Origin of the sequence: Marinitoga sp. 1154 (assembly GCF_013363285.1) — a bacterium.
Lineage (GTDB): Bacteria > Thermotogota > Thermotogae > Petrotogales > Petrotogaceae > Marinitoga.
Map to the genome: position 1 here is coordinate 164,769 of NZ_LBFB01000001.1, position 15,082 is coordinate 179,850.

The following is a 15,082-nucleotide window of genomic DNA, read 5'->3' on the forward strand; positions in this document are numbered from 1 at the left end:
ATACACTCTTAATTATAACATGCTTATTTGTTTTTTTAATTCTTTTTCAAAATTTTTATCATATTCAACTTCAATTATATTCCCATTTTTTAGACTTATAATATATCCTTTTTTGGGATTTCCAAAATCTTTTAAGAGATACATATAAAATTGTAATTGAAATTTATAATCTTCTATTTTTTCTAAATTATTTAATTCAGAATATTTATAATCCAACACTTCTATGTTGTTTTTTTCATCAAAAATAACTCTATCAGGTACTCCAAAGATCATATATTCTTTATTTTCAATTTCCAATCTTTTTACCAATCTCCATTCTGTTTTAAATCTTTTAATGGAAAATAATCTTTTTATTGTATCATTATTTAATGCTTCTGGCAAATCTCCATTTTTTATTAAATATTGTATTTGATTAAAGTTGTTTATACTCTCCATTAAATTATGTAATTCTGAACCTTTTAATAATTTATCTTCATTTGACAGTAAATCATCCGTTTCAATTTTTATATAACCTTCTTCTGTTAGGTCGTCTGCAATTTCTTCTTTTTTTAATTCATTTATAATATACGTTGGCGCTATGTATTTTTTATATGCAAAATCCATAAGATTTTTTAATTGCTTTTTTTCTATTTTTATTTCTTTTTCCTGTTTTTCATTGTGCGAAATCTCTATTTCACTAATGTCAAGCTCTTCTGCCATAATTATATCTCTTGTTTTATATGGCAATTTCATGAATAAATCCGAAATATTTTTTATTTCATTATTATCTTTTTTATCTTTAGTAGCAGCGATTATAGGTATTAACATTTCTTTTGGTCTTGTTATTGCAACATACATTAATCTTAAAATTTCAGTGTCTTCAAGAAATTTATTTATATCGAACATTTTAGGAAATTCTTTTCCAAGTTCAATATTTATTTTTTCTTTATCTGTTAAAGGTATATCAGCATTTTTTACTGTTTTTAAGAATAGCTTTTTTAGGACAAAATATCTCACATTATCTTTTGGTAAGGAAAATTCTGTTTTTTCGTCAGAAGTATTTACTTTTTCTCCAGTTTCCTCACTTGAATTCAAATTTATTTTTCCTCCTAATCCACCAAGTATTACAATAGGAAATTCAAGACCTTTTGATTTGTGAATAGTCAATACTTTTACAACATTTTCTTTTTCATCAAGGATAGCAGCTTCACTTTCTGAGATTTCTGATGATTTTTTTAAGAGTCTCATCAATTCAGCAAAAGATATTGCAAGTGTGTTATATTGTTCTGCTTCATCAATCAATTTTTTTACATTTGCTATAGCATAGTAGGAATCTGTATATAATGTTAATTTTGAAAGGTAATTATTTTCTGTTATAACACCTTTTAATATTTGTGTTGGCTTTAAATAATATTTTAACTCCACATATTTTTCCAGTACTTCAAACGCTCTTTTTTCACTTTCTAAAAGTTTATCTTTATTTTCCTGTATAGTTTTGTATAATGAATTATATTTTTTTGCATTTTTTATTTTTATAAATTCATTTAATCTCTCAAAAGTCATACCACCCATTAAAGACATTATATAACCACTTAAATTCAAGTCATTATTTGGATTTTGAATAGCATTTAATGCGGAAAATACAGTTTGAACCTCTGTTTTATCATAAAATGATTTACTTCCAATTATATAAAACGGTATATTGTACTTTTTAAATGCCTTTCTGATTTTCTCTTCTGAATTTTTTAATTCCCTTAATAATATAGCTATATCGTTGTATTTTATTTCTCTTTTTTCAAATATAATTTTCCCATTTTCTCTTTTTCTGAATTTCATTTTTTTACCAATTAATGATTGCACTGTTTTCGCAATTATTTCATATTCGTCTTCTGTGTTTATTACATATTTTATTCTGTGCTTATCATTTTTGTTCTTCGAAATGGATGGAATAATATCATTTTCGTCTTTTTTTTCATATTCGGAAAAATCCTTATTATTACTAAATAAAAGATTATTATATACATCGTTATACACTCTTTTTACACTTTCATAACTTTTTATAGTTTCTTCACTAAATAATATCTTTTCAGAAAATTCATTTGCAAATTCTACTATTTCTGAATTCGAACGTCTATTAATCCTTAATTGAAATTTACTATTTTCATCAAAATCATTTTCTGTAACAGCAAAAACAGAGACATCTGCTCCTCTGAATCTATATATTGATTGCTTCCTGTCACCAACATAGAATATATAATTTTCTTCTGTATGAATATTATCAAATAATGCTTTTTGAAGGAAGTTCGTGTCCTGATATTCATCAACGATAATATATTTGAATTTATTTTGATATTTAACCTTTATCCTTTTATCTTCTAAAACTTCCAATGTTTTGCCAAGTATACCTTTAAAATCATATTGAAATTGATCTGCTGTATATAGATTATATATTTCCTGAGCAATTAATACAGCATTTTTAAACAACCATAATACTTTATTAAAATCAGGATTTGGCAATTCGAATGTTGGGATTGAACTCATTTTCATTTCTGTTCTCCAATTTTTTAATGTATCTAAAAGTACTTTTTTAAATGTATCAAGTTTTAATTCCTTTAATATATATTTCAAAGCTATTATAAATCGCTTTTTGTCTTGAAGAATTTCATTTATTATTATTTTTACTGTTTCACGTCTTTCTGGAGAAATAAAAAATGTAATTTCATCTATATCAAGTCTTTTATTATCCATAATATTTTCATAGATGGTAAATAATATTTTTAATGTGTTATATACCGATTTTTCAATTTCTATATTCATCTTTAATTCATTAATTATAGTGAAATTCGGATCTACTCCTATTGCGATATTATTTTCTTTTAATATTCTCGAACAAAAACTATCTATTGTCATTATCCATGAGCGATTTAGGTTTGTTTTTATTTCACGCCAGTATTTATAGTTTTCTTCTATGTTTAATTTTTTTTCTACTTCTTCGAGGATTCTTTCTTTCATTTCCCCCGCCGCTTTGTTGGTAAATGTTACTGCAAGAATATTCTGAACAATATCCGGATTATTTTCCTTTTCGTATTTTTCCAGTATAGCTATATAATATTGAGTTATTGTGTATGTTTTTCCTGTTCCGGCAGAAGCAGAAATAAAATAATTCTTATCAACATTTTTTTTCATTTTATCTATATTTAAAATTTTAGACATTTTTTCACCTCATTATTTAGAGTTCTTTTTAGATTTTACATGTTCTCTTGTTTTTAGGTTAATATATTTTCCCCAGCCTAAAACACTACATAATCTATAATATTCACATTTATTATCTTTACCATTTGAATTATATCCACCATCACATGTATAATATTTCTCACTGGAGTTTTGAACATTATATTCTTTCATCCTTAAATAATCTAAGAATCTATATTTTAATTTATTTTTATCATCAATGAATGCAGGATAAAACTCTGCACTTTTAATAGCTTTTATTACATCATCAAACCATTTTTCAAATTCTTTTAGAGGAGTTTTACTATATGACGTTGAATTACCGGGATATTTTATATATATATTGTTATCTTCAATTTTCATCCATTTTAAGCTATCTTTTTTCCCCAGTTCTTTTTCCTTCATTGGAAGAAAACTTAAAAATATGGATTTTCCTTTTATTTTTGATTCCCAATCTGGATTACTTAATAATATATAATAGTAAAACAACAATTGTTCACTTTGAAAACTTTTGCTATTTTTATAATCTATTATAGATAATGCTTCTTTTTCTATTTTTTCCACAGGTTTTAATTCTTCTTTCTTTTTATCCATATCAAACCTTATATCTTCCTCAAGCAAATCTATCCTATCAATACGAGCAAAAAAATTATAATCTTTATATCTTCCGGAAACCGAATATTCGCTTTTCAAAACTTTATTGTATAATATTGTTTTTTTATCCAGGTTATTTTTGGCTCTACTACTACCAAAGAATATATATGACTCAACTAATTTTTTCACAACTATAACCATCTCACTGGCTATATCTTCTATTTCTATTTCCTTTACTATTTTATATGATCTTAATTCTTCTACGCCGGAATTATCCCATTCTTCCATAGCAATTTCTTTTATTTCGTTATATAACATTTTCTCATTCTGAATAAGACTAAAAATAGAATTATATGCCGGATATTTATCGAATAATCTTTTCATTATACGATGTTTTAAGTTTCCTGTATAGAAAATGGAAAAATCTTTATTACCTTTTATATTTGCTATATATTTCAGATAATATTTAAATGGACAGTCTACATATGTTGAAATCTTATTATGGCTAATATCGCCAGTATTTATTTCATCATTCAACATCCAGTTATAATTATCTCTTTTTACTTTTAAATCTTCTATTTCTGTAATTACACTATTTATCTCTTTTATATCAGATTTTAAATTATTATATGCAAAGTATAATGCAGCCTGTTCTAAAGAAAAAATTTCATATGTGTCTACGGGAATAATTTCTTCACCTTTTATTTTTAAATCCCAATCTTTAACCTTAAATAATTTTTCAAAATCTTTTTCATATGGAGAAGAGAGTATTTCTTCTCCTGATAATGTCGCTTTTGGATAGGTAAATATTACATTATCAGAAAAAAGCATGGAAATATAAAGGTTTTCTCTGAATTGCAATTCGGAAATTTTTGAATAATTATTTGTTTGTGTGATTTGTGATAATAACGGATTTACAGCGATTGATGGATAATTTCTGTCAGTAAAAGATACAAATATCTTGTATTTTTTATGTACAAATCTTGAATCATTTAATGTGAATATTTCTACTGTATTTGAATATCTTTCAGAAATTCTAAATTTTTCTGTTTCTATTAAACTGGAAAGTATGTTATAAAATTTGGAAAGCTTAATTTCACCGTCTATTAAACGACTCAGATTTTTTTCAAGAGTGAGTAATAATTCATGAAATTTATATAATGCATTTAATTCACTTTCCACTTTTTCTATATTTTTTATGTTTATAATTCTTTCATTTATCCAGATATTTAAAAGTTCTCTGTAATATGTAATTTCAAAATCATTTATATCTATTTTCTCTAACAGGTTAAAAAGTGTGTGCATTAACTCCAATAATTCGTTAAATTGTTCTTCCTGTTTTTCTAATCTTTCCTTTTCATCAGATATATTTAATTCTGCTTTTATCTCTTTTAGATATTTTGAAATTGTATTTAACCACTTTTCCTTTCTTGATTTAAGCGTAGACTTTGGATAGTCATAATAGAGATTAATAGCTTTTAATAACGATTCAATTTCATCAATTGATAACGAACGTTCTCCTCCGTATCCTGCTTCTATTAATGCAAGCAAATCTTCTACTTCATATCCTGAGTATTTCGCCTTTAATGGTAATAATAATTTTGAAACTATAACGCTTTCTGATAATGGAATATCATTTTTCAATCTATATGGAACGTTTAATTCTTCAAAAAATTCAGCAAATGCATTCGCAGTTTGTGTATCAGGAACAATTATTCCAAAATCCTGAGGTTGATTATTTTCATATATTATTTTTCTTTTTATTTCTTTTGCTACATTTTCTATTTCTAATACAGTATTTTTAAATACTGTTTTTTGTATGTATATACCTTTGAATAATTCTTTTAATTCTGATTTATGATAATTTATTTCAAAACCTTCATTTTTTAAAAAGTATAATATTCTTTCAAGACTTTTGAATGATTCTTCATCTATCGGATTCCAAGCAAAAAATATAACATTGTCAAACATATTAAACATTGTTTTTAATACTTTAGTCAAAATAGGTGGTATATCAAAAAAACCGCTTATGAACAATGTATTTCCCAAGGTTTTTTCAAGTTTAGGCAGTTCATTATAGAACCATTTATATATACTAATCTGGTCATAATTTTTATCTATACTTTTAGAATTGTCGAATTTTGTATTGAGTATTTCTTCCAGCTTTTCTTCAAGATGCTTATATAGCTTATACAGATTGCTATCACCATCTACATCTTTATCTATTTCTGAATATAATTCATTTGAAGAAATAATATTTTCATCGTCTATTCTTGAAATCTCCCATTTTCTTTCAAAAATTTCAAGGAGATAATCAATTGAGCGTTTTGATTTTGAAAGGGTTTTTACATAATTTTTGAATTGTGGATTATTTTTTTCTTTTTCTATTAAATCTTCCATTTCTTTTGCTATATATGATTTTAAAAAATCCCTGTCTATAAACAGGGATGAAGGTTCATATTTTCTAAATATTTCAACAGCATATTGATTTATAACCCTAAAAGCATCTCTATTAATAGTTTTATCAACTTTCCTCGCAACACTTTCAGCAATTTGCTTTACATAATCACCAGATGGACCTATAAACAAAAAATTCATCGGGTCTTTTTTATAATAGGGAAGAATAATTTCCCCTAACTCTTCAAAATGATTACGTTTTATATCAATAATCTCTATTTTTTTCATATTATTCCTCCTGCTATTCCTCATAATATTCTAATCCATGTTCTTCACACCACTCTATAGCAATTTCTTTCAATTTTTCCATTTTGTATTCATAATACTTATCTCTTAAACCAAGCCTGGAGATTTCATATTTAAAAAATCTAAACGCTCCTCTACCATTAAGTGCATTTAATAAAATTTCAGAAGTTTCATCATCAACCATATAAATAGAAAAGTTTCTCATAATCTTATATTCATAAATATCATATTGCGAGGGTATTGGAATATAGATTTCTGGATAAGTTAATATAGCATCTGCTAATTTCAACTCTTCTTTTTCCCAATCTTGAGCTTTTGAATAGATATAATCATAATCATCATACTCAGCTTTTGAAAGAAAGTCGTTTTCAATCGTAACAAATTCACCTGTTTTTTTGTTATAATATTTGGTTGTTTCTGAGAATTGCGCATCCATTTCTTCTACAAGTTCTTTTATATTAACTTTCATAGTTTCTCCCCCCTTTCATAGTATTTTTAAATTGTGCAAATTCAAATCTTTTCTTTCCTTTGATTTATTTTTTGCTTTTTTCCTGGAATGACTCTCTCTAAATTAAATTCACTCCTTATCATATTATTCTTTTTCCTAACTTAAATACCCCCTATAATATCTTTAGTGAATTTTTATCTATTTTCTCAATTTATCTTTATTATATCATATCGTATATTCAATATATTGACAAAAAATACAAAAAAATGTTATACTAAATCAAAGCTAAAAAAGGTGGGAAACTATGAAAAAGAATTTTATTAATCTTGTGTATGATTATGTTATAAATGAAAATTTTGATTCTACACACGATTTAGGTCATATACTAAGAGTTACAAAAAATGCTGAATTTATAGCAAAAAACGAAAATGCCGATATAGAAGTTGTTATTATTTCAGCTTTACTTCATGATATAGCAAGAAACGATGAATTATCCGGAAAAATAGAAGATCATGCGCTCGAGGGTGCAAGAAGAGCTGAAATTTTTTTAAGAAAAATTAAGTATCCAAAATATAGAAAAGTTTCATATTGTATAGAACATCACAGATTTAGAAAGAAAAATATTCCAGAAACATTAGAAGCAAAAATTATACAAGATGCTGATAGATTAGATGCTTTAGGATACGTAGGAATAACAAGAGTTTTCATGCATAAAAATGGCGGAGATTTAAAAGAAAGAATCGAACACTTTTACGAAAAAATACTTAAACTCAAACATTTAATGAATACAAAAACCGCTAAAATATTGGCAGAAGAAAAATCCAAAATTGTTGAAACATTTATAAAAGGTTTACAAAAAGAATTATTATATGTTTATGAGGTGGATGATGGATAAAAAACAAAGGATTTTAAAAATTTTAGAGAATTCAGAAAATCCTGTAAAAGGCAAAATATTAGCAGAAAAAATTGGTATAAGCCGTCAGATGATTATACAATATATATCCAGATTAAAATCAGATGGACATAAAATTATTGCTACAAGAGATGGATATATTCTGGAAAAAGAAGTAGGAATTAGAAAGATGATAGCTGTAAAGCATTCAACAGATGAAATTGAAAATGAACTATTTGCTATTGTACAGGCAGGAGGAAAGATTATAGATGTTATTGTTGAACACCCTCTTTATGGTGAAATTAAAGGAAGAATCGATGTAAAAAACGAAGAAGATATTATAAGATTTATGAGTTTATTAAAAACCACACAAGCAACACCATTATTGGAATTATCAGATGGCGTTCATATTCATACAATTGAGGTCAAAGATGAAAAGAGTTTCGAAAAAATAAAAAAAGCCATTAATAAATATTTAATACTTGATTTTTAGTTATTTGCACTTAATAAAAAGGAGTGGAATTATGGATTTTATTGATTTGAGAAGCGATACTGTCACATTACCTACCGAAGAAATGAGGAAAGCTATGTGTGAGGCTGAAGTTGGAGACGATGTTTATGAAGAAGATCCGACCATAAAAAAGTTAGAGGAATTGGCGGCTGATATATTAGGAAAAGAAGCAGCTCTTTTTGTTCCAAGTGGAACATTTGGAAATCAATTAGCTTTATTCACACATTGTAATAAAGGTGATGAGGTAATATTAGGTGACGATTGTCATATTGTTCAACATGAAGCTGGAGCTGCTGCAATCATCGCAGGTGTTCAATTACGTACAATTAAATCAAATAAAGGCATGCTTCCTCCAGAAGAAATAGAAAGAAGTATAAGAAAGGTTGAAGATATACATTTTCCTAAAACCGGATTAATTGCATTAGAAAATGCTCATTCTAATGGAAGAGCCATACAGTTAGAAAATTTCGAAAAAATAAAAACAATAGCTGATAAATATAATATTCCTATACATTTAGATGGTGCAAGATTATTCAATGCTGCTATATCATTAAACGTTGAACCGCAAAAAATAGCTTCATATGCAGATTCTATTAACATCTGCCTTTCAAAGGGGTTGTGCGCTCCTGTTGGCTCTTTACTTGTTGGAAGTTATGATTTTATAAAAAATGCTAAAAGAAATAGAAAAATTATGGGCGGTGGACTAAGACAGGCAGGAATATTAGCAGCTGCAGGAATAATTGCTTTAAATAAAATGCGTTTTAGATTAAATGAAGACCATGAAAAGGCTAAATATTTGGCTCATAAACTTTCTAAACTTGGTTTTATTGATATTGTCGAAGATGTTGATATTAATATGGTGTTTTTTAAAATAAATAAGAATTTTAATGATAATGAGTTTATATTATATATGAAAGACAATGGTATAAAAATAAATCCACCAGAAGAAAACATATACAGGTTTGTTACTCATTACTGGATAAAAAAAGAGGATATCGATAAAACAATAAAAAATATAGAAAAATATTTTTATCATAGTAAATAACTATAGTTTTTGTATAAGGGGGATATGGGGTGAAATACTCAAAAGTGAATAGCGCATATGTTTCAGGTTTTGAAGTAAAACCTATTATTGTGGAAGTTGATATAAATTCAAAAGCAACACAACAAATCTTTAAGATAGTCGGCATGCCAAATACAGCAATTTTAGAAAGTCAAAAAAGAGTATATAGTGCTATAAGAAATTCAGGATTTAAATTCCCAAACGGGAATGTAACCGTAAATCTTGCACCAAGTAATATTAAAAAACACGGAACACATTTTGATTTGCCAATAGCGATATCTATATTATTGGCTTCAAAACAATTAAATTTTAATATTGATAATTATTATATATTTGGTGAAATTGGGTTAAACGGTGAAATCAGAGGAATACCAGGAATAACATTATTGTTACTGGATATATCCCATAAAAATAAAAATGCCCGGTTTATAATTCCAAAAGAAAATGAAGAAGAATCTTTGTTTATAGAAAAAAATACAGTTTATATAATTAATAAATTAACTGATATAATTCATATATTCGATCCAGAAAAATCTGAAAATTATAAAGCTTCTCCTAAAAATACATATTATGAAAAGAATGATGAACAACTTGATTTTTCAGAAATAAAAGGGCAATTTTTTGCAAAAAGAGGAGCTGAAATAGCCGCAGCTGGATTTCATAACTTATTAATGAAGGGAAGCCCAGGATCTGGTAAAACAATGATTGCACGAAGAATTCCTACTATTTTACCTGAAATGACAAAAGATGAAATAATAGAATCAACAAAAATCTATTCTATATATGGTTATCTAAATAAGGTAATAAAAAAACGTCCTTTCCGCTCTCCACACCATTCTGCATCTGCTGTTTCAATAATTGGTGGTGGTGCCGATTCAAAACCCGGAGAGGTTAGCCTGGCAAATAATGGTGTTTTATTCTTAGATGAATTTCCTGAATTCAGAACTGATGTAATTGAAGCTCTCAGACAACCTATGGAAGATGGAATTGTTACGATTTCCAGAGCAAAATTAATTGCTACATATCCCGCAAAATTTATGTTAATCGCAGCACAAAATCCATGTCCTTGTGGATATTATGGTGACCCAGAGCACGAATGCACATGCACATTAAACCAAATTAATAATTATAATAGAAAAATATCAGGTCCAGTTTATGATAGAATCGATATCAGAATAAAGATCGAACGTGTTAAAATAGATGATATTTTCAGCAATATAAATGAAGAAAGTTCAGCAACTATACGCGAAAGAGTAAGAAAAGCAAGTTATATACAAATAAAAAGACAGGGAAAACTAAATGGAAAACTTACCCAAAAGGAAGTAAAAAAAATTATTAAGCTTGATGAAAGTGTTGAAAGTTTTTTAAAAACTGGCGCAAAAAAATTTAAAATGACCGGTAGAGGAATTAATAGAATATTAAAGGTTGCTCAAACAATAGCCGATTTGAAAGGAAGCAATAAAATAAAAATTGAAGATATAGCAGAGGCCTTTCAATTCAGGGGGGATTAAAATTTATAAAAATTCATATGGAGATATGTTTTTCAAAATAAAAGATAAATTAGAATTTATAGAGATACTCGATTCCATAATTAAAATACCTAAAAGAGATGTTTACTTCTTTTCCGAAGTAGAAAGTGATTTTTATTATATGAATAATATAGGAACTTTATATGTTTTAGAAATAGAAAATGAAAAAAGCAAAGAAAAAACTTTCAAAAATTTTTTTCCAGATAATAGTCTTATATATTCAATTTTAAAATTATCAAAAAAATCCTTAATTCCGTTTACTATATGGGATTTGGTAAATTTTTATAAAAATGGATATAAAATTCGCTATTTAAAGGAATATAATAAAATTTTGGCATTTTACATATTAAAAAACAATGTTGTAGATTTTGTTTTTTTTGAAAATGAAAATATAAATTTAATTACTCAAACTTTAAAAGATATTTCTTACTTTGTCAATAACTCATACGTTATAAACGTATATTCTAATCAAAAAAATTTTAAAAATTTATTATCAAACAAAAATACTATTGATATAAGAAATTTTTATATTTATAAATTAAATTCGCATGGTATCTATATTACAAATCCTCAAAAAAATGATTCAAAAAAAATAATTAATTTTTATGAAAAAGTTTTTTCAAATTCAACTACACTGGCAACTCAACTGAACGAATTTAATAAAACAGTTAAAGACTTTGAGGAAATCATCAGCTTATCAAAAAAATTGTTTGGATTGAGAATATTAGTTACAAAATTTACTGATAAAATAATAGGTAATGCTGATATTTATTGGAATATTCAAAGACAAAGATTAAAAAAAACTGCTAAATTAGGAATTAGTGTACTTGAAAGTTTTAGAAATATGGGTATAGCCACAACATTAATTAACAATCATATAACATGGTGTATAGAAAATCCCGATATACATAGACTCGAATTAGAAGTTTTTTCAAATAACATAAAAGCTATATCTTTATATAAAAAATTAGGTTTTATTGAAGAAGGACGACGTAAAGAAGCTGTTTATATTGATTCTAAATATTTCGATATTATAATGATGGGTTATATAACAGAACCAATTTTTTTGTTTTAAAGTTTGTGAATTATTTATATTTTTAATGTTTTATATTAATCTTTTATTAAATTAAAAGTAGTATAGTTGAGCTTTTTTTACACAAAATTAATCCTTTCTTTTCCTATCCGTTATATTTCACATATCAAATTAAATCATAATATTATATAATCTATGTGAAGATTTCTTCATTAAATTTTTTTGTTTTTCTTTTTGTGAAATTGTGAAAAAAATATCTTATTTGGATAATATTTGTCTAAATTGAATATTTTATATAATTTGTGAAAAAAATATCTATTTATTTAATATATATAATTTTTGTATATAAGAATAAATCCATAACGAGGAGGGAATGCAATGTCTGTAGAACTTGAGAACAAATTTAGAGAAGTAGAAGAATATATTGATTCATTAAACCTCGAGAACAAAGATAAAGTAACAAAAAGAAGTTATTTAATTCATGTTTTGCACAAAGCTCAGGAAATAATTGGTTATCTTCCGATTGAAATTCAAAAAATAATAGCAAAAAAACTGGATGTTCACGCATCTGATGTATATGGTGTTGTAACATTTTATAATTTTTTCAGTATGAAACCAAAAGGCAAATATCCTATTAATGTATGCTTAGGTACTGCATGTTATGTTAGAGGTTCGGGTGACATTCTTGAAGAGTTTAAAAAACAACTTGGCATAATAGAAAATGAAACCACAGAAGATGGTATATTTAGTATCCATGCAGTTAGGTGTGTAGGCGCGTGTGGACTAGCTCCAGTAGTAATGATTGGTGATGAGGTTCATGGAAGATTAACAACAAAAGATGTAAAAAGATTAATAAAGGAATATAGAAATAGAGATAAATAAGGAGGGGATCCTATGCCAAAAATAAAAAGCTTAGAAGATTTATTAAAGCAAAAAGAAGAAGCTAAAAGTAAATTATCTTTAAGAAAAATAGCTGATAAAGATGACATTATAACTCTTAAAGTTGCAATGGGAACATGTGGAATTGCAGCAGGAGCTAAAACAACATTTGAAAAATTACTTGAAACTATTGAAGAAAAAAATTTGGATAATATAAGAGTTATACAGACAGGATGTATGGGATACTGTCATGCTGAACCTACAGTAGAAGTTAACGAACCAGGAAAAGAACCTATATTATATGGAAAAATTACTGGTGATAGAGCTAAAGAATTGATAGAAAAACATATTTTAAATGGTGAATTATTGCAGGACTCAATCATAGGGGAAACTCACAAATCAATTAATGAATAAGGAGGGAATAAAAATGTCATCATATAAATATCACGTTTTGATATGTGGTGGTACAGGCTGTACCTCTTCCAAAAGTGAGTTAATAAAAGATAATTTAGAAAAATTAGTTAAAGAAAAAGGCTTGGAAAATGATGTTCAAATAGTTAGAACTGGATGTTTTGGATTCTGTGAACAGGGACCAATAGTGAAATTTTTACCTGATAATACTTTCTATGTAAGAGTTACCCCAGAAGATGCTGAAGAATTAGTAAATGAACATATTATAAAAGGTAGAAAGGTTGAAAGATTATTATATGTTGAACCAACAGAACATGAAAGAATAGATGAATCAAAGAAAATGCCATTTTATAAAAAACAAATAAGAGTTGCTTTAAGAAATGCAGGATTAATCGATCCTGATGATATAGATGAATATATAGCTAATGATGGATATCAGGCATTGGCTAAAGCTTTATCTATGTCACCTGAAAAAGTTGTTGAAGAAGTTAGAGAATCAGGATTAAGAGGTAGAGGCGGCGGCGGATTTCCGACAGGTTTGAAATGGGGATTTGCTCAAAAAGCTAAAGGAGATATTAAATATGTTGTATGTAATGCCGACGAAGGGGATCCTGGAGCATTTATGGATAGATCCGTTCTTGAAGGAGATCCGCATTCAGTTATCGAAGGTATGGCTATTGCAGCTTATGCTATAGGCGCCAATCAGGGATATGTTTATATAAGAGCTGAATATCCGTTAGCTGTTAAACGATTAGAAAATGCTATAAAGCAGGCAAAAGACTATGGATTATTAGGAGAAAATATATTTGGGACAAACTTTTCATTTGATTTAGAAATAAGACTTGGGGCTGGAGCTTTTGTTTGTGGAGAAGAAACAGCTTTATTAGCTTCTATTGAAGGATATAGAGGAGAACCAAGAACAAAACCTCCTTTTCCTGCAAATAAAGGATTATGGGGAAAACCTACAATTATAAATAATGTTGAAACATTTGCCAATATAGCTCCAATATTATTAAAAGGGGCAAAATGGTTTAGAAGTTTAGGTACAGAAAAATCTCCAGGAACTAAAGTATTTGCATTAGCTGGTAAAATAAATAATGTTGGACTTGTAGAAGTTCCTATGGGAACTACTTTAAGAGAAGTTATATTTGATATAGGTGGTGGAATTAGAGAAAATAAAAAGTTTAAAGCTGTTCAAACTGGTGGGCCATCAGGAGGATGTATTCCAGCAGCATATTTAGATACGCCTATAGATTTTGATACATTAACAGCATTAGGCTCAATGATGGGATCAGGCGGAATGATTGTTATGGACGAAAATACATGTATGCCTGATGTTGCAAAATTTTATCTAGAATTTTCAGTGGAAGAATCATGTGGAAAATGTACTCCATGTAGAATTGGAAATGTCAGATTATTAGAAGTATTAGATAAAATCACATCTGGAAGAGCTACTATGGAAGATCTTGAAAGAATGAGAATTCTTGGAGAAACAATTAAAGATTCTGCCCTTTGCGGTTTAGGACAAACATCACCAAATCCAATTTTATCAACACTTCATTACTTTAAAGATGAATATGAAGCTCATGTTCTTGATAAAACCTGTCCAGCTGGTGTATGTAAAAACTTAATTACATATGTTATAGATAAAGAAAAATGTGTCGGTTGTACTGCTTGTGCAAGAGTTTGTCCTGTTGAAGCTATTAGTGGGTCTATTAAAAATCCTCATGAAATAGATCAGGAAAAATGTATCAAATGTGGCGCTTGTTATGCAACATGTAGATTTGGCGCTATAGAAAAGATATAGGA

General features: G+C 27.2%; 11 protein-coding genes. 8 read left to right on the forward strand and 3 right to left on the reverse strand.

What is annotated here, in order from left to right:
- Nucleotides 1-12 precede the first annotated feature (12 nt).
- Genes XO12_RS00840 through XO12_RS00850 form a run of 3 tightly spaced genes read right to left on the reverse strand, consistent with a single transcriptional unit; the run spans nt 13 to nt 6,976 of the window.
- Nucleotides 13-3,192 (reverse strand): exodeoxyribonuclease V subunit beta, encoded by a 3,180-nt coding sequence (locus XO12_RS00840; protein WP_175419529.1) that lies wholly within the window; start codon nt 3,190-3,192, stop codon nt 13-15.
- Nucleotides 3,193-3,204: 12 nt separating this feature from the next.
- Complete coding sequence (locus tag XO12_RS00845) at nt 3,205-6,489, reverse strand: PD-(D/E)XK nuclease family protein (RefSeq protein WP_175419530.1); 3,285 nt, start codon at nt 6,487-6,489, stop codon at nt 3,205-3,207.
- Between the two features lie 13 nt (nt 6,490-6,502).
- Nucleotides 6,503-6,976, reverse strand: a complete 474-nt coding sequence (locus XO12_RS00850; RefSeq protein WP_047264811.1) for a UPF0158 family protein — start codon at nt 6,974-6,976, stop codon at nt 6,503-6,505.
- Between the two features lie 283 nt (nt 6,977-7,259).
- Between XO12_RS00850 and XO12_RS00855 the strand changes: the two genes are divergently transcribed.
- The 8 genes from XO12_RS00855 to nuoF all read left to right on the forward strand — a co-directional run bounded on the left by XO12_RS00855 (nt 7,260) and on the right by nuoF (nt 15,080).
- Nucleotides 7,260-7,850: an HD domain-containing protein gene (locus XO12_RS00855; protein WP_047264810.1), complete on the forward strand. Its 591-nt coding sequence runs from the start codon at nt 7,260-7,262 to the stop codon at nt 7,848-7,850.
- Nucleotides 7,843-8,340, forward strand: a complete 498-nt coding sequence (locus tag XO12_RS00860) for a transcription repressor NadR (protein ID WP_197073299.1) — start codon at nt 7,843-7,845, stop codon at nt 8,338-8,340. Before XO12_RS00855 ends, XO12_RS00860 begins: the two co-directional genes overlap by 8 nt.
- 31 nt (nt 8,341-8,371) lie before the next feature.
- Nucleotides 8,372-9,403 carry a low-specificity L-threonine aldolase gene (gene ltaE, locus XO12_RS00865; RefSeq protein WP_047264808.1) on the forward strand — a complete coding sequence of 344 codons (1,032 nt, stop codon included), beginning with the start codon at nt 8,372-8,374 and terminating at the stop codon, nt 9,401-9,403.
- 29 nt (nt 9,404-9,432) lie between these two features.
- A complete protein-coding gene (locus XO12_RS00870) occupies nt 9,433-10,932 on the forward strand; it encodes a YifB family Mg chelatase-like AAA ATPase (RefSeq protein ID WP_175419531.1) in 1,500 nt (499 codons plus the stop codon).
- A 25-nt stretch (nt 10,933-10,957) separates the two neighbouring features.
- On the forward strand, nt 10,958-12,025 hold the full coding sequence (locus tag XO12_RS00875; RefSeq protein WP_175419532.1) for a GNAT family N-acetyltransferase: 1,068 nt from the start codon (nt 10,958-10,960) through the stop codon (nt 12,023-12,025).
- 336 nt (nt 12,026-12,361) lie between these two features.
- Nucleotides 12,362-12,865 carry an NAD(P)H-dependent oxidoreductase subunit E gene (locus XO12_RS00880; RefSeq protein WP_047264805.1) on the forward strand — a complete coding sequence of 168 codons (504 nt, stop codon included), beginning with the start codon at nt 12,362-12,364 and terminating at the stop codon, nt 12,863-12,865.
- 12 nt (nt 12,866-12,877) lie between these two features.
- On the forward strand, nt 12,878-13,276 hold the full coding sequence (locus XO12_RS00885) for a ferredoxin (RefSeq protein ID WP_047264804.1): 399 nt from the start codon (nt 12,878-12,880) through the stop codon (nt 13,274-13,276).
- Nucleotides 13,277-13,289: 13 nt separating this feature from the next.
- Nucleotides 13,290-15,080: an NADH-quinone oxidoreductase subunit NuoF gene (gene nuoF / locus XO12_RS00890; protein ID WP_047264803.1), complete on the forward strand. Its 1,791-nt coding sequence runs from the start codon at nt 13,290-13,292 to the stop codon at nt 15,078-15,080.
- Nucleotides 15,081-15,082 lie beyond the last annotated feature (2 nt).

What these genes read in the sequence shown, in the direction of transcription:
- XO12_RS00845 (WP_175419530.1), bottom strand. Translation starts at nt 6,489, where the DNA reads ATGAAAAAAATAGAGATTATTGATATAAAACGTAATCATTTTGAAGAG.
- ltaE (WP_047264808.1), top strand. Translation starts at nt 8,372, where the DNA reads ATGGATTTTATTGATTTGAGAAGCGATACTGTCACATTACCTACCGAA.
- XO12_RS00840 (WP_175419529.1), bottom strand. Translation starts at nt 3,192, where the DNA reads ATGTCTAAAATTTTAAATATAGATAAAATGAAAAAAAATGTTGATAAG.
- XO12_RS00875 (WP_175419532.1), top strand. Translation starts at nt 10,958, where the DNA reads ATGTTTTTCAAAATAAAAGATAAATTAGAATTTATAGAGATACTCGAT.
- XO12_RS00880 (WP_047264805.1), top strand. Translation starts at nt 12,362, where the DNA reads ATGTCTGTAGAACTTGAGAACAAATTTAGAGAAGTAGAAGAATATATT.
- nuoF (WP_047264803.1), top strand. Translation starts at nt 13,290, where the DNA reads ATGTCATCATATAAATATCACGTTTTGATATGTGGTGGTACAGGCTGT.
- XO12_RS00855 (WP_047264810.1), top strand. Translation starts at nt 7,260, where the DNA reads ATGAAAAAGAATTTTATTAATCTTGTGTATGATTATGTTATAAATGAA.
- XO12_RS00885 (WP_047264804.1), top strand. Translation starts at nt 12,878, where the DNA reads ATGCCAAAAATAAAAAGCTTAGAAGATTTATTAAAGCAAAAAGAAGAA.
- XO12_RS00860 (WP_197073299.1), top strand. Translation starts at nt 7,843, where the DNA reads ATGGATAAAAAACAAAGGATTTTAAAAATTTTAGAGAATTCAGAAAAT.
- XO12_RS00850 (WP_047264811.1), bottom strand. Translation starts at nt 6,976, where the DNA reads ATGAAAGTTAATATAAAAGAACTTGTAGAAGAAATGGATGCGCAATTC.